The organism is Neobacillus sp. 114 (genome assembly GCF_030127045.1).
Classification (GTDB): Bacteria; Bacillota; Bacilli; order Bacillales; family Cytobacillaceae; genus Neobacillus; species Neobacillus rhizophilus.
On record NZ_CP126144.1, the window covers coordinates 6,093,554 to 6,114,649 of the forward strand.

The 21,096-nt window shown below is 39.8% G+C and carries 17 protein-coding genes; 4 read left to right on the forward strand and 13 right to left on the reverse strand.

Annotated features, from left to right (window positions below):
* Positions 1–15: 15 nt before the first annotated feature.
* From QNN06_RS29765 to QNN06_RS29795, 7 genes are all read right to left on the reverse strand, one after another.
* The gene (locus QNN06_RS29765) at positions 16–1,008 is read right to left on the reverse strand and encodes a branched-chain amino acid ABC transporter permease (RefSeq protein ID WP_217032706.1); all 993 of its coding nucleotides are present in this window, start codon (positions 1,006–1,008) and stop codon (positions 16–18) included.
* Between the two features lie 73 nt (positions 1,009–1,081).
* Entirely contained in the window at positions 1,082–1,957 is an 876-nt protein-coding gene (locus QNN06_RS29770; RefSeq protein ID WP_213117254.1) for a branched-chain amino acid ABC transporter permease, read from the reverse strand.
* A gap of 183 nt (positions 1,958–2,140) precedes the next feature.
* Positions 2,141–3,397, reverse strand: a complete 1,257-nt coding sequence (locus QNN06_RS29775; protein ID WP_284036612.1) for an ABC transporter substrate-binding protein — start codon at positions 3,395–3,397, stop codon at positions 2,141–2,143.
* 1,516 nt (positions 3,398–4,913) lie between these two features.
* Positions 4,914–5,666: an ABC transporter permease gene (locus tag QNN06_RS29780; protein WP_284036613.1), complete on the reverse strand. Its 753-nt coding sequence runs from the start codon at positions 5,664–5,666 to the stop codon at positions 4,914–4,916.
* On the reverse strand, positions 5,663–6,382 hold the full coding sequence (locus QNN06_RS29785; RefSeq protein WP_284036614.1) for an ABC transporter ATP-binding protein: 720 nt from the start codon (positions 6,380–6,382) through the stop codon (positions 5,663–5,665). The genes QNN06_RS29780 and QNN06_RS29785 overlap by 4 nt, the downstream gene beginning before the upstream one ends.
* A 611-nt stretch (positions 6,383–6,993) precedes the next feature.
* Positions 6,994–8,286, reverse strand: coding sequence for a M14 family zinc carboxypeptidase (locus QNN06_RS29790; protein ID WP_284036615.1), 1,293 nt, complete (start codon positions 8,284–8,286; stop codon positions 6,994–6,996).
* Between the two features lie 918 nt (positions 8,287–9,204).
* The gene (locus QNN06_RS29795) at positions 9,205–9,984 is read right to left on the reverse strand and encodes a class I SAM-dependent methyltransferase (protein ID WP_284036616.1); all 780 of its coding nucleotides are present in this window, start codon (positions 9,982–9,984) and stop codon (positions 9,205–9,207) included.
* Positions 9,985–10,100: 116 nt separating this feature from the next.
* On the opposite strand from QNN06_RS29795, the gene QNN06_RS29800 reads away from it, so the two are divergent.
* Entirely contained in the window at positions 10,101–11,039 is a 939-nt protein-coding gene (locus QNN06_RS29800; protein WP_284036617.1) for a LysR family transcriptional regulator, read from the forward strand.
* A gap of 130 nt (positions 11,040–11,169) precedes the next feature.
* On the opposite strand, the gene QNN06_RS29805 is transcribed toward QNN06_RS29800, so the two are convergent.
* The 3 genes from QNN06_RS29805 to QNN06_RS29815 all read right to left on the reverse strand — a co-directional run bounded on the left by QNN06_RS29805 (position 11,170) and on the right by QNN06_RS29815 (position 13,909).
* Positions 11,170–12,657, reverse strand: coding sequence for an aldehyde dehydrogenase family protein (locus QNN06_RS29805; protein WP_284036618.1), 1,488 nt, complete (start codon positions 12,655–12,657; stop codon positions 11,170–11,172).
* Between the two features lie 169 nt (positions 12,658–12,826).
* Positions 12,827–13,381, reverse strand: a complete 555-nt coding sequence (locus QNN06_RS29810) for an NADPH-dependent FMN reductase (protein WP_284036619.1) — start codon at positions 13,379–13,381, stop codon at positions 12,827–12,829.
* A gap of 117 nt (positions 13,382–13,498) precedes the next feature.
* Positions 13,499–13,909, reverse strand: a complete 411-nt coding sequence (locus QNN06_RS29815; RefSeq protein WP_481819231.1) for a GNAT family N-acetyltransferase — start codon at positions 13,907–13,909, stop codon at positions 13,499–13,501.
* A gap of 233 nt (positions 13,910–14,142) precedes the next feature.
* Between QNN06_RS29815 and QNN06_RS31515 the strand changes: the two genes are divergently transcribed.
* Positions 14,143–14,421 carry a LysR substrate-binding domain-containing protein gene (locus tag QNN06_RS31515; RefSeq protein WP_481819232.1) on the forward strand — a complete coding sequence of 93 codons (279 nt, stop codon included), beginning with the start codon at positions 14,143–14,145 and terminating at the stop codon, positions 14,419–14,421.
* A gap of 211 nt (positions 14,422–14,632) precedes the next feature.
* Here the strand turns inward: QNN06_RS31515 and QNN06_RS29820 are convergent, their stop codons facing one another.
* Positions 14,633–15,580 carry a metallophosphoesterase gene (locus QNN06_RS29820; protein WP_284036620.1) on the reverse strand — a complete coding sequence of 316 codons (948 nt, stop codon included), beginning with the start codon at positions 15,578–15,580 and terminating at the stop codon, positions 14,633–14,635.
* A 555-nt stretch (positions 15,581–16,135) separates the two neighbouring features.
* Between QNN06_RS29820 and QNN06_RS29825 the strand changes: the two genes are divergently transcribed.
* Positions 16,136–16,663, forward strand: a complete 528-nt coding sequence (locus tag QNN06_RS29825; RefSeq protein ID WP_284036621.1) for an NUDIX hydrolase — start codon at positions 16,136–16,138, stop codon at positions 16,661–16,663.
* Between the two features lie 201 nt (positions 16,664–16,864).
* On the opposite strand, the gene ltrA is transcribed toward QNN06_RS29825, so the two are convergent.
* The gene (ltrA, locus tag QNN06_RS29830) at positions 16,865–18,166 is read right to left on the reverse strand and encodes a group II intron reverse transcriptase/maturase (RefSeq protein WP_213116059.1); all 1,302 of its coding nucleotides are present in this window, start codon (positions 18,164–18,166) and stop codon (positions 16,865–16,867) included.
* Between the two features lie 636 nt (positions 18,167–18,802).
* Positions 18,803–20,491: a hypothetical protein gene (locus QNN06_RS29835; protein WP_284036622.1), complete on the reverse strand. Its 1,689-nt coding sequence runs from the start codon at positions 20,489–20,491 to the stop codon at positions 18,803–18,805.
* A 335-nt stretch (positions 20,492–20,826) separates the two neighbouring features.
* On the opposite strand from QNN06_RS29835, the gene QNN06_RS29840 reads away from it, so the two are divergent.
* Positions 20,827–21,006 (forward strand): NUDIX hydrolase, encoded by a 180-nt coding sequence (locus QNN06_RS29840; protein ID WP_284036623.1) that lies wholly within the window; start codon positions 20,827–20,829, stop codon positions 21,004–21,006.
* Positions 21,007–21,096: the final 90 nt, after the last annotated feature.

Below are 21,096 nucleotides of genomic sequence, written 5' to 3' on the forward strand. Positions count from 1 at the left end.
CCCCTTAAACCGAAGTTATTTACTAATTGACACCTTTTTCATACTTTTCCCCTCCAATTTAAGACCTATCGATCGACCGATGCTGATAAGTCCTTCCGGATGACGAATAGCCATAATAATCAATACAAGAGCGTAGATAATAACTGAAAACGGCGCCATAGTGGTTGGCATAATCCCTCTTATCAGTTCATCCATCACGACAAGTGAAGAACCAACGATAGGGCCCCAAACACTTCCTATTCCTCCAACAATCACCACTATGATTATTTTTAAAGAAATGACCATACTGAATACCTCGGGATTGTTGGACATCATAAACAAGGCGTAAAACGAACCGGCTAAAGAGGCCATAGATGCACTCATAACGGTGGCCATAATTCTCCATTTCCCAACATTTGAACCTAGGGAAAGCGATAAATCAGGATTTTCCTTTAGAGCAACAAACATGGTACCCATACGGCTTCTTCTTATAAAAGCAAAGGCTAACGTAGTTAAAATAGCTAGGATCAAGGCAATCCAATACAAGGTAGATTTATCCATCAGATATTCACGCGGCATGGATAAGCCCGTTACCCCGCCAGTTAATGGGAATAACTGGATTGAAAGTGTATAGATTGTCTGGGACAATCCGACCTGCGCCATTACAAAGTAGAGTCCTGACAATTTGGAGCCGATCATACCAACAATTGCCGACATGACGATATTAATAAGGAGCCCTACTAGTAAACCTGCAATAATTGGTAAATGAAACTTGGCAACACTGATAGACATTCCGTAAACACCGAGACCAAAAAACAGTGCATGAGTAATGGAAAACATTCCCGCTAATCCTGTCAGCAGGTTCCAGGAATGTCCAAGTATGATATAGATCATGGCCATAATGGCAATGTTCATCATTAACCTGTCACCAAAGATTGGTACGAATGCAGCAAGTATAACAAGTGCTAGACTTACCGCTGTAAGAGGATGAAGCAGACGCTCCCGCCTAAGTAGATTATCAGATCTCACAGTTTTTCCTCCTCTACTATGCCGTGCACTTGGCGCGGCCAAAAATAAAATAGTTTGCTAACTTGCCAGCCCATTAAATCTGTCTTGCAATCCTTTTGCTAGAGTTAAATAATCCATTAGGTCTAACAAGCAATATTAAGACAAATAAACCGAAAAGCACTGGATCATGGAACTGAGCACCAAGCAGCGTAGTAATAAGTGCTGACAATATTCCTATAATAATACCGGAAAGAAAAGAACCTCCCATATTTCCAATTCCTGCTGTCACACATACTAAAAAGGAAATGGTCATCATATAGTTACCAAAATGCGGTTCAACCTGAAACATGGTCATTAGCATGATGCCGGCAATCGCAATAATCAAATAGCTAATGGAGAATGCTAAGTCCATAATTCGCTCGCTGTTAATCCCCATGATATTGGCAATTTCCTTTTTCTGTACCACAGCTCGGATTGACATTCCCGCCCAAGTTTTATTTAAGAATAAATGGAAACTCACGAGAACTGCTGCTGCAAGGAAAAAACATATCAATTGGGTCAAGCCTACACTGATAGTATCTGTAATATTGATCCTTTTTTCAAAAATAGCCATATCACGTGGAAACCCAGTAAAGAAAATAATAACCAAGTTGATAATAACCAATTCCACTGCCATGGTGGTCAAAATCTGTGTACCGTGGTTGGTATTGTTTAGGATCGTTCTTCTCATTATCCAACCAATGGTAAAGAAAAGGGCAAATAGTATCACAACTGCAAATACGATTGGTATATTCCATTCCTTAATCAGGAAAAACGTTAGATACATGGCCAGCATGGTGCTGGAACCGTATGAAAAGTTTACTATTTGCAAGGCACCGGCTTGGAATGTAAAGGCACTGGCAACGAGACCATACACACCACCAATTAATATCCCGTTTAATATGATGTTAATAAAAGTATCTATTCCCATTGATCTTCCTCCAATAAAACAATTAAGTACTCAAACGTCGACAAACAGCCCCGGCAATGTTGGCAGTATTCACCTTATTGTCATTACATAAGCATTCAACTGATTATTAATAGAATAGAAGGGCTCGATGGCCCTTCTGCCACTTAATTGTCAACCGCTATTTAAGATTTCATTTTTATTTCTTTACTTTTTTTCCCACGGGATAATCGGATCTTTGGTTTTCAGATTATCTGGGAAGACAGTCTCAAGACTTCCATTGTTCCATTGGCCCAAGATAAATTTATCAGCCTTTGTATTGGAATTGTTTTTGTCAAAGGATACTCCCCAATACCATGGAAGTTCTCCATAATCGATATCTAGCTTTTTGACTGCCGTTGCAAGTTCTTTCGTATCATCCCATTTAGCAGGATCGACACTCTCGAGCGCCTTGGCTAGCACATTAACAATGCCATATGCCTGGAGAGCGTGTGTAAGAGGATCGTGACCATATTTTTTCTTATAATCCTCTCTAAACTTCTTAGATCCCTTCGCAGCTTCTTCGTTAATGAAAGGGGTTACATACGATTGACTAAGGATACCATCTGTAATGTCATTACCCAAATTTGAGAATACCGGAGTATCATAGTAAATTCCTGCCCCAATAGTAAGAGGTGGGGTGTACTTCAGCTCATGCATCTTTTTCTGGAATGGCGTTCCATCTGTAACACCTTGAAATGGTACTAAAATATCATAATCGGTATTCTTGAGTTTTGTAATAATTGGTACAAAATCCTTTGTATCATTCGGATAGGCTTCAACCAATGCAAGTTTAACACCTAATTTCTTTGCTCTTTCCTTAAATGGCTCAACAATGTGTTCAAAATTTGAAGTGTACACAACCGCTACTTTAAGATCCTTGGCATCTTTGCCAAGGTATTTCTCTCCGACAGATACAGCCTGGTCCATAGCGCCTGAAGAGAAATCAACTACGTTTGCACCAACTCGGTAGAAATAGTCACTTTTACCTTGAATAAGGTCCTTATCCCAGGCTAGAGATAGATATAATACCTCCATTTCATCAACCATCGTAGCAAAAGTACGATCTGCTCCTGAGCCATAACCACTCACAAACACCCTGGAACCCTTATTATAGAGACGTTCAAATTCTGACAGCGTGGCATTTTGGTCCGGACCGTCCGCAAACTCCATTTCGATTTTGCGGCCGTTGATTTCACCGCCCAAATGTTCAATGGCTAACTCCGCTCCGTTTTTAAACTCGTTTCCACCGAAGGTATTGTTACCTGTAAGAGGAGTAATCATGGATATCTTAAAAGGTTCAGACCCCTTAGAGGATGAAGATGAACTTTCATCTTTTGCGGATGAACTGCTACTAGCACACCCTGCAAGAGTAGATGCCAGTAAAAATGTAGATAGTATTGTTCCAATAGTTTTTTTCAACATTAACTTTTCCCCCTTCAATTATTGTAATTTTCCGGCATTTAAATCCCTACGGAGACCCTTGTCTTTCTTTTATTGTTTCTCCCCCAAGGCTGAAGCTGCGACAATTACTCAAATATACTATTAGAGGTTTCGTCACATTCTTACAGACCTTTTTGTTTTTCACTACGGTTGTTTAGATTAATTCAAAAAAATGGCCATATTCAATTAACTGCTACAACATTCCTCCTTCTTCGACTTTTGAGACGGAAAAAAAAAGAAAATAGACCTCTTGAACTAGTCCCAAATAACCAGGACACAATTCACGCGATCTATCTCCTTATCTCCATCACACTTTTAACTTGCTTAAAGTATATTTTGATAAAAGAATATTGTCAACATACCAAATTTAATAATTATTTTAAATTTTTGTTCTATTTTTATGTTAAAATAATTTCCCCCTATAGTTTACCTATTTGCTCTATTATGAAAATAGTTGATTTGGTTATGACGAGAAGATGTATTCCTTAATATGGCGAGGCTAAACCTCGTTCTTAGAAACTCCTACACCTATACGCCAAAACGGAGCTCTTATGTTAGTTAACTGCTTAACTGAAATTCCATCTTAAAATCATATCACCTGTAATTCCACCACTAATTGTTAAATTCTTAATAAAAGGCAATAAGGTTTCAAAATTATATAGAAACTAAAAGAAACCCTTTCGGATTCTATACATAATTTAAAGTATTAGATCAGTCAGCTAACTGTTAATTTTTTCTTTAGTAAAATAATAAAAAAATATAAAAAATTATATTATTTTATTTTAATTTTTATATTAAGGGAAGCGTCAAATAGCCCCTATATTCATGTAGATAGGAGCTTAGTATTTAGTCGACTTATAAAAATAATAGGAAATAACATAAACGGTAAACTCGGAAAGTTAAAAGAATGATGAGGAAATATTAAATAAGCTTCGGAAATAGAAAAGTTAAAAGTTAAAAGTTAAAATAATATGAGATTGGATTATAGATTCTCTTTAATATTACTACAAAAACTTTGCTAATTCTTCATAATTTGATAAAAAAACAAAAAATTTTCAAAAAACAAACACCGAACCCACAAACTACGACAAATTCCATCCTTTTTCTTCCGACGGAGTGAGTGAGTGACGATGTTCAAGTTATTTACGATCCTAAAGCTGATGTATATAAGACAAGCATCCGTGAAGTTCTTGGGGTGGCTTAAATAAACAATAGTTTTTTACCAGGGATAATGTAAAGGGAAATTCACAATCTACAACGTCAAGAAAACCCAAAACAGTCTAATTTCTCGGTGTTACAAGTGAGAAATTAGGCTATTTTTACTTCATAAATGCGCAGTTTGTTAATAATTGATTTCATTTATCAATAAGTCCATAAGACAAGAATTTATCCTTTTAAGCTTTACTTCTTTGTGTCTCATTATTGTCTCTAAAAATTCTATACACTACTTGTCACTGTTTCTAGTGAGGATCTGGCCCCCATAGCCCCTTGCTGTTTTTTATTTACTTCTCACTACCTGCATGCGCTTATTAAACATCGTCGGATAAGACAAAAACCCAAGCATGATACTTGTGATGGAAGCTGTTGTTAAAAGCAGGAACAGGACGAGCAGCTGAAATTGAACGGCCTGGACAGGGCTCGCACCTGCAATGATTTGGCCGCTCATCATCCCAGGGAGCTGAACTAGTCCAATCGTTTTTTGACTCTCAATGGTCGGAATCATACTTGCTTTGATGGAGGTCATCAACTGGGTGTGGACGGCCTGTTTAGGTGTTCCTCCAAGAGATAGGATCAGTTCTGTCTGGTCCTGATGGGACTCGGTCTCCGCAATAAACCGATTAAGAAACAGGATGGCCAGCACCATTCCATTGCCAATCATCATTCCGCTGATTGGAATGATATATTGGGCGGTATGGGGTGTAATATTAAACCCCAGTAAGATGCTTTGCGTTAACACTTCGATAAAAATTAACGTAACAGCAATTTTCCACGTAATTCCTTTAATTGCTGCTCCTTTTTTACGGGCATTCAAAGTCGCTGCAATAATCATAACGGCAACCATCAAGAAAATATAAAGAATACTTTCGGAATCGAACACAAATTTAAGAATATACCCAACAACAAGCAATTGGATGATGGAGCGGATGACGGCGATCGTCGCATCTTTTTCCAGCCCAAGGTTCAAGGTCTTCGATAATACGATCGGAATAAGAACGAAAATGAGAGAAAAGATTAAGGCCATGGCGCTCATCCCAATTCCCCCTTCACAAACTGCCTTACTCGCTCATTGCTTGGCGATTCTAATAATTCACTTTTTCCCGTTTCAACGATTTCCCCTGCCATCATCACCCATGTATAGGTCCCGACATGTAAAGCCTGTTTTAAGTCGTGTGTGATCCAAACAATCGTCACGCCATACTTCCGGTTGATTTTGACAATCAAGTCCTCAATCTCCTTCTGCGAAACTTGATCGAGAGACGAAGTAATTTCATCCAGTAATAATATTTGCGGATGATTCACCAACGTGCGGGCAATCGATACTTTCTGACGCTGCCCACCTGATAATTCCCTACTGTTCCTTTGTAGAAAATCCTCTGACAAACCCACATCATTTAATAAATCTATGGCTTGTATATCTGGAAGCCGTTTCCCTTGCAGTTCCAGGGGCAGTGCCAAATTTTTATGTACACTTCCATCAATCATCGGTGCACTTTGAAGTGCCATCCCGACCTTCCTCCGCAACTCCACGGGGTCATAATCATGTATGTCTTGGTCATGAACCATAATATGTCCATCGTTTGGCGACAACAGCCAATTGCACAACTTAAGCAGCGTCGTCTTCCCAGCCCCCGAAGGGCCCACCAAAGTCGTAATCTCCCCATCATAAAAAGCCCCTGAAATATTCCTCAAAATTGGCTGACCATCAATAGAGTAATTGACATCTTTAAATTGTATAGCTGGTTTCATTCTGTTCACTTCCTTATGAAGCATGGGGACGGTTCTCCTGCCTCATATTTATTCTGGCGACAGGCACCTCTTAGGCAATCTTACCAAAAACTCACTCCCGTTTGCTAGTTCACGCTTTGCTTCTATTGTGTGTCTCGACAGAAGTGGCTTAATGAAGCAATAGGAACCAGGTTAACGAGTTCGGTTTTAGAGCACAAAAATAAAAGGTTCAAATCATATGCGATTTGAACCTTTTATTTTTGTAGATTTAATTTTATAAAATAACTGAACGTTGATTTCGCTGTGTTTGAAAAATAAACGTAAAATTCCGTTTATATTGGGAAATATCCCTATTTCCCTAAAAATAAAGGAAGTTTTTTCGTTTATATGATCCAAATCTTTAGATTTTGTCTTATTTAGAGCAATTAATCGGAATTTATTCGCTTATATCTGCTTTTTAAGCTTCCTTTTTTACATTAGCCGAAATTTCTTCGCCTATGAATTCTTATACCTAGATGAAAATCAACAATGAATAATAACAGCTAATTCTCCAATGCAAGTTATGCAGATATCTTTTCACAAGGACGGTTCTGATCGGCTCAAGAACCGTCCCCTCGGTCACATCCCTATGATCACTTCCCGCCTGGGTTTACTCCAAATGCATAATCAGGAATCGCATCATACACGGCAGGGTCTACATTCTCAATGGAACCATCGGCCAAGCTGTTGAGGACAGCCATGACTGGCACTTTCGCTGTTTCCTTCAGCATTCCGTTTTGCTTTTGGCCCAATGTCTGCGTCTGACCTTTGATTTCAATTAGCATCGTAGCCGTGCCATTTAACTGAATCGCCCCCAAACCTGAGCCAGGATAGTTCACCTGAGGGTATTTTTGAATGGCGCCAAAAGATGAGTTTCCGCGTTGCAAGGATTCATAAGCAACGGCGTTCACTTTTTTGCTGAGTGTTTCCACCGCTGGATCGACCGTATACGTTCTTCCACTAAAAGGATCGGTGTATGGCTTCGTCGTAAATAGGCCTAACAGCTGAATAGAAACAGAACGGCTGTCTTCTTCCGATAATCGGTTGAATCCACGGTGATGAATGTCGATGGCGACATCCGGATCAAATTCCTTTACCAGTTTAGTCAAGGCGCGTGTTTCCGGCGAGAAGACCAGTGCTGCCTGTGAGCCGTTGTTTGTACTTGAGCTATTCAAGATAGCCGCCACTTTCTGCGGATCTTTCTTTATCTCTTCGTTTACGTCAAAGTCATAATTGGGGTTGAAATCCCGGTTCAGGTCAAACCCCGGAATGCCATAAACAACGGATCCATTATTATTGACAGCCCGTTCACTTCCAATTGCATTGTAATACCAAGGAGCTTTTGTACCTTCCGGCAGACCTAGTTTTACTGGATCAAATGTTTGATGGGAGTATCTTGTAGGGTAAGGCTTTCCTTCATATTGATTGGCGGTCCCGTCCGGATTGATACGAGGGACGAACCAAATGTTCAGCTTGTCCAAAATTTGCCCAGCTTCTTTTCCGCCGGCAGAAAGTTTTTGGATTAATTCGACTGCCGCTTCCGTACCAAGCGGCTCATTTCCATGGATTTGCGTATAGACCAATACGCGTTTCTTGTTTGGATTATTGTCTCCCAGCTTTGCCACATATAGCGGGTAGCCGTCGTTTGATGTTCCAAATTGCGAAAGCTGTACTTTTCCTTTGGATGCTTGCACCAATTGCTTCAATTTGGCTTCCAATTGCTCATTCGACATCAAGCCTTCAAAGGAAAGATTTTGCTGGTCCTGCACCCAAGGTCCGTTTGGTGTAGTCGTTGGTTCGGCAAAAACCGACGTTGCCCCCAAAACAATTGTCGAGGCCAATACCCCGCTGGAAATTATGTACCCAAGTCGTTTCTTCTTTTTCATACTTATCCTCCTGGAATAATTTGATTATTCAAAATAATAACACGATTATAGTTATCAATAAACTACTAATCTGTAAAATTTTGATAATAATAAATAAATAGAACCAAATGCCTACGTCGATAGAGTAATCGAGAAGATAACAGGATAACAATCATGACTTTTGTCGCTCAAGGAATTTAATGCAATTAAAATCGAAGCACAGGAACCGTCCGTGACCACTGAAAAATGCATCTTAAGAAGCTGAAGCGCTGCTATTCTTGAGCTCTCAGGAAGAATAGTAGCGCTTATTTTTACCGGTGGGCTACTTTCCTGGCGCTCACGGGCAGAATAGATCGCTTATTTTTACCGGCCCCCTACTTTTCTAGCGCTCACAGGCAGAATAGATCGCTTATTTTTACCGGTGCCCTACTTTCCTGGCGCTCACGGGCAGAATAGATCGCTTATTTTTACCGGCCCCCTACTTTTCTAGCGCTCACAGGCAGAATAGATCGCTTATTTTTACCACGGCCCTTCTTTTCTGGCACTCACGGGAAAAATAAACCGCTTATTTTTACCGATGCCCTTCTTTTCTGGCGCTCACGGGTAAAATAGACCGCTTATTTTTACCAGGGCCCTACTTTTCTAGCGCTCACGGGCAAAATAGACTGCTTATTTTTACCGGCCCCCTACTTTTCTAGCACTCACGGGCAGAATAGACCACCTATATTTACCAACACCCTTCTTTTCTGGCACTCACGGGCAGAATAGACCGCTTATTTTTACCAGGGCCCTACTTTTCTGGCACTCACGGGTAAAATAGACCGCTTATTTTTACCGAGGCCCTACTTTCCTGGCGCTCACGGGCAGAATAGACCGCTTATTTTTACCGGGGCATTACTTTTCTGACACTCACGGGCAGAATTGGACGGCCCCCAATTCTCATTCCCCTTTAACCCCATGCAACAATACCGCTTTCAGGCAAAAATCCTGTGGAACCCCCTCCTCATTGAAGGTAATTTGAAATGTATCCCTGCATATTGGCGTGGCGTTCTCGAGTATCGATAGAATTTTCTTTTGTGCGTCAGCTGATGTACCTGCCCTTTCAATCCAGCTAGCGTATTCAAGGGGCAAATTCCACTTTAATCGCTCCGAATAATATAATGAGTTTTCAACAAACATTTCCCGCCATTCAGAAAGGGAGCTTTCACGTACTTGTGAGGGATCGCGGAGCTTATTTACTGTGTTGATGAAATGATCGAGAACCTTGTCCTCCGGGGCGTAATGATCAACAAGTAAAAAATGCCCTCCCTTCTTCAGAACACGAGAAATTTCTTTCACCGCTTTTCGTACATTTGGAAAGTGATGGGCTGCATAACGGCAAGTAACGATATCAAACATTGCATCAGGAAAAGGGAGAGACTCGGCGTCTGCCTGCTGGAATGTTACATTTTCGCAACCTCGTTCCTTCGCATAATCTGTCGCCACCTTCACCATTTCTTCCGTGATGTCGACTCCCATGCACTTCTTAACGAACGGTGCAAAGGCGAGCGCCGTATGCCCGGCAGCTGTGCCTATATCGAGTACGTTTTCCTCACCTGTTAACGTTACTGCTTTAACCATTACGTCCAGTTCCTGACCTGCAGCAAACAGCTTCTCGTCCCGGTATTTCTCGGGATTTTTTGCAAACTGCTGCTGGACCGTATTTTTCGCATCTGCCATCGTTCATTCCCCCTAAAATTAACCTGTTCTTACATGTATATTAGCGAATAGACACGTATTCGTCTAAGATATATAATCTATGAAAGTCATAGATTTAAACTATGGAGTTGGTATAGATGGAGATACGCTTATTACAGTATGCAGTGGAGATCTATCGAAAAAAAAGTTTTACAAAAGCAGCCGACAGTTTACATATCGCCCAGCCGTCGTTGAGCCAGCAAATCCAAAAGCTTGAAAAGGAAATCGGGGTCCGTTTATTTGCACGCGGACAAGGAGGAGTTATTCCAACACCTGAAGGCATACGTTTCATTGAGAAAGCGCAGCAGATCTTAAGGCAGCACGACGACCTTTTACGTGAGATGCGCGAAAATAATGAGGGCATCGGATCTGAATTGACAATCGGTGCTCCTGCCGTCACAGGTGGTCACGTGCTGCCATTGCTAATAAAAAACTTTCTGAAGCAATACCCGCAAATGAAGGTGCGTCTTATTGAGGAATCAACCGAGGAATTAGAAAATTTAACAACTCGGGGTGAAGTGGACCTGTCGATTTTGCCTTTACCGATAGAAAATAACCAGTTGGCCACTCGTCTGATGCTGACAGAACCATTGCTGCTTGCTGTTCCACGAGAAGAAAAAGACTGGATGTCGGAACAAATCCGCCATTTCGTTCGTTCTGCGGCTGAACATGACCAAGTCACGGAGGGAACAGTTCCTTTGGCAGAGATGTCCTGCTCAACGTTTATCTTATTAAAACAGGGATTCGGCTTTCGGCGGATTGTGTTGGATCTCTGCGCTGACAGCGGATTTCAGCCGCAAATTGATTTCGAAACAAGCAATATTGAGACAGCTCAATCCCTTGTCGCATCCGGATTGGGAGTGACAATTGTTCCAAAAATGGTCATGCGGCAACATGCAAATTTTAACCCGTTGTATATACCACTTCAATCACACCCGACTCGAACTGTTGTATTTGCTTATTTAAAAGAGCGTTATCTAAGTCTGGCGGCAAGGGCATTCATGGACGTTTATGAATCGCAAAATCCGGTACCATAAAACAAAAAAGATGCACCGAATGATACACCTTTACAAATCTGGCTCCATATGTTTTCTAATCCAATCAAACGAAATATAGGTGCTAAAAATTTTCCCTTTCCCCCATTTTCGTTACTTGGTCAAAGGCTCATTATTCCGGAATATAGGGCAAGTCACCACTTTTAGGAACAGTTAAGACATGTTCTTCTGTATAAGCGACGAATGACCCCGGACCGAACTCCCGGCCAATACCGGATTGCTTCACGCCGCCAAATGGAAAGCGGATATCAAATCCTTGTAAAGCGGCGGTATTAATCATGGTAACACCTGCCTGAATTTGGCGCGCAACCCGAATGGCGTGTTCTTCTTCACCCCAGACAGAAGAAGTAAGGCCATACTCAATTTTATTTGCTTCTGCAATCGCTTGTTCCTCGGAATCATAAGGCAAGATCGGAACAGCTGGACCAAATTGCTCTTCTAATACAATGCGGCTATTGTAATCGGCCCCCAGGACCAGTGTCGGCTGTAAAAAGTAGCCCTTGTTAAAGAGCTCTTCATCAACAATTCTTCCTAGCTTAATGATCTCACAGCCATTATTTTTCGCATCATCCACGAGACTTTGAACAAATTGAACTTGTTTTGAATTATTGACGGGTCCAACTGTAACCTCGGGGTTGAGTGGATCTCCTATGCGAATCCATTTATTTGCCGCCTCAATGTATTTTTTGACAAATTCATCATAAATTGAGCGATGAACGTAGACTCGCTTTGCAATCATACAAATTTGACCGCCGGTGAGGAAGTTTGCGATGACCATGCGCCGTAAAGCTTTTTCATCATTAAGATCAAAGTCTTCCAGAACAATCCCCGGATCATTGCCACCTAACTCCAGGGTGATTTTTTTTATGGTGTCTGCGGCAGCTTTCATAATGGTTGACCCGGTTTTCGTACCTCCGGTAAAGGCAACCTTCAGTATTTTAGGATTGGAGGTAAGTTCCGCGCCAACTTCACCTCCGCCATGCACGATGTTAAGGACACCTTTAGGAAATTCAGCAGCAATGATTTCTATAATTTTATGAATCGCAAATGGCGCAAACGGAGAAGGTTTGACGACCATCGTGTTCCCGCAGAGCAAAGCCGGGACGACTTTTACTAATGATAATATAATTGGATAGTTCCATGGAGTGATCGCACCAACAACCCCAACCGGGTCATGCGCGACAATCACCCTTCCGTTTTCATCCTCAAAGACGTAGTCTTTAATTTGTTCCTTGACGATGCCGCTTTGATAATCCATCCAGATCGTTGAAATCGTGATTTCACCCTTGGCATCATACAAAGGCTTCCCGTGCTCACGAGCTAAAAGAACACTGAGTTCATCCATTTTTGCTTTGATTTTTTCGGAAGCTGACTTCATCATGCTGATTCTTTCATCAACAGAAGTCTTGGACCAGGTTTTAAATGCCTCCGCAGCAGCATCAATTGCTGCTTTTGCTTCCTCAAGTGTATTGTCCGGATAATATCCTACAATTTCATCCGGATTCGCTGGATTTTCTCGTGGAATATGCTTACTCGACTCAACATTTTGCCCATTAATATAGGCATTGACTGTAATAGGTGAGCTATTGTTTGCAGGCACTGAATTTTCCCTCGTTTCATTTTAGGTTTTTACTACTTTAAGCTTTTCTTATTTGTTGAAAACTATTCAATAAAAGAACGAGAGGGACTTGCATAATTTTGCAGGAGCTCAATATGTAGATAACATAAAGAAAAGGCATCTTTTCTCGATGCCTTCTGTATTTATTTAGTTATGCTTGATGTCTCTTAATCATATCGACGAACGCATCTACGAAGGATTGCAGAAATTTAACCGTTCCTTCATCTTTAATCTTGCCACCTTCATCCAGTAGATCAGCTACATTTCCAATATAAGCTTCAGGTTGTTGAAGTGTTGGCATATTTAAGAATACTAGTGGTTGACGTAAATGGTGATTAGCACCAAAACCACTCAATTTACCAGGAGATTGGCTGATAATGGCGGCTGGTTTACGATCCCATACACTTTCACCATAAGGGCGAGAACCAACATCCAATGCGTTCTTTAATACAGCTGGTACAGAACGGTTATATTCAGGAGTAACAAATAAAACGGCATCCATTTCTTTCATCTTTTTACGGAAGGTAGCATATTCTGATGGAGCGTTGTTTTCATCGTCATAATCCTGATTATATAAAGCCAAGTTTCCTATTTCTACAATTTCCGGATTATATCCTTCGGGAAATAGAGGGGCAACATTTGCTGCAAGTTTTTTTGAAAAAGATTCTTTCCGAAGACTACCAATTAAAATAGCCACTTTTGTCATGTTAAATTTCCTCTCTGATTTTTTTAAATGGGACTTAATAACATAGATTACCTATTTATTATCTCTTGGAGTTTTGGGATTATTCTTTCAAAAAGATTGCTTTTGTCCCCTCAATGGCTACAAATATTTCTCCATGATCACGTAGGATTTACCCTGTTTTATAAAGCTGGAGTTTGTTTCTTTTAAGCCGAATTTTTTATAAAAATTGACTTTGTTTTGTCTGGCGTTACACCAGATTTTCTTCACATCATTGTTCTGTGCTTCCTTTATAACATAGTCCAACAAAGTGCTTCCGTAGCCCTTACCTTGTTCTTGTTCAAGAGTGGCAAATTTGCGGAACTGACATACTCCATTGTTGATAAAAAGGGAGATGACCGAAATCAAAATAGACCCTTTAAAAAGACCATAATGAATACCTAGATCATCATCATCTAATTTTATATAGTCAAAGGGCTTTTCCGGCCACATAACTTGATGCCTTAATTCCCAAACGTCTTCCTTATCTACTTTTCTAATTGTAATTTCCATAGTCCTCTCCTTTATTGCTTCACTATAAATATGATAGTAACCTTTTTTTAGGAAAATTAATCTTAAATAAGATTGAGTAATGCCTGTTGGGTAAATCTTTATAAATACAAATATTTATTTATATTTGGCCACTCGTCTGATGCTGACAGAACCATTGCTGTTTGCGGTTCCACGGGAAGAAAAAGACTGAATGTCGGAACAAATTCGCCGTATCGTTCGTTCTGCAGATGAAAATGACCAAGTCTCGGAGAGAACAGTTCCTTTGGCGGAGTTGTCCTGCTCACCGTTTATATTTATTAAAACAGGGATTCGGCTTTCGGCGGATTGTGTTAGATCTCTGTGCAGACAGCGGATTTCAGCCGGAAATTGATTTCGAAACTAGCAATATCGAGACAGCTCAATCTCTCGTCGCATCCGGATTGGGAGTGACAATTGTACCAAAGATGATTTTAATCCATAGTATATTCCGCTTCAATCACACCCGACTCGAACAGTGGTATTTGCTTATTTGAAAGAGCGTTACTTGAGTCTGGTGGCAAGGGCATTTATGGACGTTTATGAAATGGAGCGACAGGAAACTTCCAGATAATTTTCCGTATTCTCCATTGTTAACTAGGATTATTTGAAGATGTAAAACGTCAAAAAGAAGCTGGTTATACAACCAACTTCTTTTTGTTCTCTCTACCTTTAATAGAAAGATGATTGATAGAATTAGTTACTTTCCTAGCGGATTGTTAACGTACGATCGGTTTCACGTCCAAAGCCATCTACTTCTATACGGTCTTTGTAAACCTTTAAAATAGAATATGCATTTGTATCAGCCGTATCTACCATTCCCTTAAGGTTTAAATAGTGAATCCCATTTTTATAACCATAATTCCCTGCATGGTTATGTCCATTAATGTATGCAACCACATTGCCGGCTGCCTCGAGTTCTGCCATGACGGCATCGGAATTCCACACATTATGCTCATTGGCAGGGTAAACTGGCATATGGGAGAACACAACAACTTTTTCATGGGCTTGAGCCGCTTTTTTGAGCACATCGCGAAGCCATGTTAGCTGCTCTTCGCTGACTCCACCATTCCAGGTTTGGGCGTTGATTGCGTTCTTTTCCTTTAACGAATTATACATATCTTGGGCCTGTTGATATTTTTCAGATCCTGCAGGATTGGCGTAAAGGCTAAGGTCATTGGTGTCAAGCGCGATAAACCGCCAGTTCTTGTATTTGAAATCATAATATTGATTCGGCATTTCTAGTATATCAGTGACTTGGTCTGTATATACAGGAAAGTCATGGTTACCAAGCAGATGATATTTCGGACCCTCAATCGTATTGAAGTATGGAAGGATGGTTGAGAAGCTGGAAAGATTACGGTCGATTAAATCACCGGTTTGCATCGTAAAATCTACATCTTGCTCGTTAAATGTTTGTGAGGCCTCCATCAGCTTGTCAATAGAGTTGCGGTAAAAGCGGGTTCCGTTGTCGTTACAGTCACAGTACTGAATATCCGGAACAACCCCAATTGTAAACTTTGGCTTCTCTTCAGTTTTTGCGAACGCTGAGGAAACAGGGCTGACAGCGGTAAGGGAAATCCCAAGGGCAGCAGCGGCTGCCAAGCATTTTAGCTTCACACCTAGTTTCTGTTTTGTTTTTTGTCGATTTAACATAAAAAATCCCCTTTCCATTTCCAATGACAGGAAGAAGTTTGATTAGTTTTAATAATAGACTATTAAAATATCGAAAAGGGAATATTTACAATCTCTTTAAAGTATCTTTAATTGTTTAACACACTCTAGTAAATCTCTTTAAAAATAATAGTACTTTTTTATCTTTACTTTTGTAGTTGCTAGGTAAAATTACAGTATAGGCACGGGGAAGGTTCAAATTAGACCACAAGGACCTCCCCCACGGTCCGGTCACCTCGCGCACCGACGGTTTGCTTAATCACTTCCTGCCTAGGCTTACTCCCAATGCATAATCAGGAGAAAAAAGACACTTCCGGCTGGTCTGGGTCCACGATTTGAACGCAGAAATCCTCTGCCTTTTTCGGGGGGGCGATTAACCGGTATCGGTTTTGTCGAAGAAACATATATAAACTGGACATTGAGTGACAGGCACCTTCCAGAAAATCTCCAATTAACAGCTTGTTTCGTTAAAATTATGTTTTTCTATTGGAATCCGTGTAAAATGGTTTTAATAATTATCAACATGAGGTGGTTACTATGGCTTGGAAAGTTAAAAGTTCAACTAAGGATAAGGTAGACCGTTTTCAAATAACAATGGATCAGGTCGTTCTCCCAAATGGGGAGGAAAAGGCGTTTTCCTATATAGATTTTGCTAAAGGTGTGTGTATCCTCCCGATTACGGATAACAATGAAATCCTCTGTATAAAACTATATCGCCACGCCATGAAAAGCTGGCAATGGGAGCTGCCAGCGGGAATGATTGACGATCACGACCCTACTCCTCTGGAAACGGCAAAAAGGGAACTAGAAGAAGAAACAGGCAACAAAGCTGAGCATTGGCTGGATCTAGGAAGCTTCTACCCTTCTCCAGGCTCTACAAGCGAGGAGATTCATTTATTTGCAGCTGCAGGGTTAACAGCAACGAAGCAAAACCTAGATAACAGCGAACAAATTGAAGTACATAAAGTCTCGATGAAAGATTTAAATAACCTAGTTAAATCTGGTGAATTCAAGCACGGCGCAGGGCTGGCGGCTATTTTGCGATATAAATTAATTGTGGATTAAACAGGAACATTAATTTAGTGCTATGACTCAAAAGATCCAAATTTCATCTATTTCTATAAAAAGTAGTAGAGTAAGAAACTGATTTCAGAGGGATAGCCTTTCGGCTATCTCTTTTACTTTCAGTTCCTCCTCATCAAACCGTACGTGAAGTTTTCCCTCATACGGCTTTCCGACGTTCTTCTTTCTTTGGCTTTACGGAGACTAACTAGCCAATTTCACTAATAAATGACCAATTTCTTTTCGTACGTCTATTAAATTCCCATGTTTCATACGACTATTTCTTTTCTTGTTATAGAATAATGTTAGGCGTTCTAACACATACCAATCAATCCGATTAAGCCATTTCTTTGCATTAAGTGATATGAGATAGTAATTTTTGAAACCTTGTAGTTTCTTGTTTAATCCGATCACCAAGTCATGAATATCCATGTACAATTTTGCCCTTGGCTCAGTGTATGCCTTAATTTTTGCACGCATTTTCTTCATTGCGTTCTTTTTCGGGATGTGTGACATCACAAATAATGTGTAACCGCCTTTCCGACGGATTGGAAACTTCCTATTATGAAATCCTAAGAAGTCAAAACCCTCTATATCATCCCAAAGATGAACCAATCTTGATTTATCTCGATTAATTGAAAGGTCCAGTTTTCCCATTATTGCTTGAATAACTTTAATGCTTTTAAGTGCATGTTGTTTAGTGTTGCACATGATGACGAAGTCATCCGCATACCTGACCAGTTCACCTAAATGATTAAATCGCTTCTCCCAAATTTTATCCATTGTGTTTAAATAGATATTCGCTAACAGCGGGGAGATAACACCACCTTGCGGTGTTCCAGAAATCGGATTTCTAATCTTACCTTCTTCCATGATGCCCGCCTTCAGCCACTTACGAATTAGCTTTAGAACTCTGCGGTCACTGATACGTTGTTCGACCAATTTCATCAATTTATCTTGGTTGATGTTATCAAAATATCCTTGGATATCGACGTCTACTACCCAAAAACATTTCTTACTCGCTTTTCGTATCTTTGCCATGGCTTGATGAGCATTACGTTTAGGACGAAAACCAAATGAGCAATCATGAAAGTCAGCCTCAAAAATAGGTTCAATAACCATCTTAGTAGCCATTTGTGCAACTCTATCTTTAATGGTTGGGATTCCTAATGGACGTTTCTTCCCGTCATCCTTTGGTATGTAGGTTCTTAGGACTGGATTGGGATGATATCTGTTCTCTTTCAACTCTAGGTAGAGTTCGTTCAAGAACTTCTTCTCTCCGTATTCCTCGACGATATTTACAATCGATTGTCCATCTACGCCCCCACTGCCTTTCTTTCGTTTCACACGTTGCCAGGCTTCCCATAGGATATCAGGACGATAAATTTTGTCATATAAAGCATGAAATCTACGGCTAGTGTTTTCCTTGGCACAAAGATATAACGTCTTCCAGAGTTCTTGAGCTTTTACTTTATTGGTGTAGTTAGCCATTTTCTTGGCATTCACTGACTCTTACCTCCTTCCAACATATGAACGAAGTAGGGTATTGGCTTTTGCCGTCCTTCCCTAGACAATGTTATGTTGTCATTGTCATCATTGGTACTATGACCCCCTCCGACTCCCTCTCATCCATTCACCACTTCGTTTACACTTATAGGTTTCTGCTTTACTTTCGTATGAAAGTGACGAGGAGGGTATCCCCAGTTCCGTTAATTACTTTCCTAACATGTCGCTCCCCTTACCCCGAGAGATTCCTTGGTGCTGCTTTCCCAAGTTCTTCACACCTTCCATGGTCTTCGCCCATATACTCAAGGCTCGACTTCTCTTTAGCCACCGACGGTGGGTTCCTTTGACGAGACGGCAGGAATCACTTAATGTTACAACCTGTTAGTTTGCTCGCACTCTGCTAGAGAGTTACTTTGTCACAGGGCTTCAACCTTAGAGTTTCTTCACCAGTTGCCTGTCAGCTACTGAGCGTCTTGGTACTTACTCAGATTGGACTTTCACCAATTAGCAATTAACGGCTTGCTGGGCACGCAATAAAAAAAAGAGATTGATTAACTACAATATGTAGTTAACCAATCTCTAATCAATACACTCTCTCTTTCAGCACCTCGAACCATCCCCATGGTTAGTGCATGGCTACACCGGTGCACTTATATTCGTCTTGGTACCAGATTCATAGCCTAATTCATTTACCATTTCAGTGAGATGGAGAAACTGTGAGGCTGTTTTCATTTCATATGTTTCAAGGGCATCCTCCAACACGGTTTCATAGATTTCCTCTATTTCTTCATCCAATGTTCTCTCATAATTAACTACTTGTTCAAGTGAAAAATAACCGCGCTTCCACCCATTAACAAATGCCATGAAGAAATGTTGTTCGTATATTCTGTCGGCAAACATCGATGTTGAAAATTTCCTATACTCTTCGCGAGAGGTCCACTGAACCCTATCAAGCATTTCTTTTAATATAGGGCGACATTGTTTATATAAATCTGGAAGAAATGGAGTTACTAATGAATCTACATAATATCTTTGTTTTGCATAATCGTACCTTGTTTTAGAATTACCTTTTATTTGACTCGTACTATTAGTGTAAGACGTATCTTTTATGGCTGATTCATCATCTTTTTTCAAATTATTATTTACTTTATTTTCATGAATGTATATACCATTCTGCAGAAAGTAGTTATCTGTAGACTCAACAACAACTCTTCTTGTACCAAAGAATAGTATGAGTCTGCCAGGTGTACTGCTCTTTTTAATATCTGTAATTTTTTGTTCTTCTCCAGAACTAAGTTTGATCTTGTCATTAACTCTCAGTGAGGCTGCTGAAATTTTTTTGCGATTTAACGCTTGATTACTAGATGGTTCAGAACTCAAGTTGCTACGGCTTCTTTCTTTATTTCCTGTTACTTCGTTATTTCCGTAATTTCGCCAATAAAAACTACCATCTGCTTCTCTTAATATATTACCGGATTGCAAATAACTATTTAACATGTTTACTTCCAACAGTATTTCTTCAACCTCAGAAATAAGAGATTGTGAGATCTGACCTTTTTTCTCCCATTGCTTTAATAAATGAATGGCATATTTAGTTTTTTCTTCAATACTAGAGCCTATTTGAGCGTCCGGGTAAAGCAACTGGCCTTTATATGCAATATCCTGTACTATTATTTCTTCATGTCCGTCAAAGAAAAAAATATCAATTTGGTTTCCTAATGTTAGGATGCCATTTGTATATGTTTTAATTTCTTTTCCGCCCACCTTAAGTAAACCTTCAACAGCATTGATTTGTTTAAACTCTGAAGAAGGATCTCTAGGCATTAAAACAGATGACTGATCTCCATAACTCAACCATGAAAAACCTTCTTCATCGGAATGTACTATATTTCCATTGCGAATATATTTATTTAGAATATCAACCTCTAAAACAATACTTTCCGCTTCTAAAACTAACGATTGGTCGATTTGGCCAAAATTAGACTTCTTCTTTAATGATTGAATAGCATAATCTGCTTTACCTATATAATTTAAACCTTGTGGTGCTTTTGAATAGAGCGATTCCTCATACAATTCAATATCCGTAATGGTAACTTCCCTGCTACTTTCAAAAAAAGTAAAACCTATTTTTTCAGCTAATAAAAGAGATCCAATGTTATAAGTTTTTATCTTTTTATTATCTACTGTAAGAATACCTTCAACGTCATTTATACGCTTATAGTTTCCAACTCGTTTTCCCTTTTCCACTTTTGAATCTTGACCTAACTTTGGTAGAATGACGAATGCAAAATATAATATACCAGCCATAACAATGAAAAACAGCACTAGATAAGCCTCCTAATTAAACCTTTATTCCAATTTCCTACTAACAAAAAAGTCTCCCGACTGAAAAATAACCTAATTTTTAATTACGAGCCTCTAGGGCTATTCCTTTTTACCTATTTCATATTATAGCAGGAAACTAACCTTGTTTTAATCACTGGGTATAATTGGAGTTTAGGAGCAGAAAAAGAGTGGATGTAGAACAGTCTTTAGCGATTCCTATAAATGAACCAGCATAAAGAAACTATTAATCTTTTAAAAACCAATATTCAAAAGATTAATAAACGTAAAGGCTTGTCTGAGTAACAGCCCAAAAATGAAGCAAGAGAACCGTCCCCATGCATCATTTATTTGCAGCTGCAGGGTTAACAGCAACGAAGCAAAACATAGATAACAGCGAACAAATTGAAGTACATAAAGTCTCGATGAAAGATTTAAATAACCTAGTTAAATCTGGTGAATTCAAGCACGGCGCAGGGCTGGCGGCTATATTGCGATATAAATTAATTGTGGATTAAACAGGAACATTAATTTAGTGCTATGACTCAAAAGATCCAAATTTCATCTATATCTATAAAAAGTAAATAAAAAAAGAGATTGATTAACTA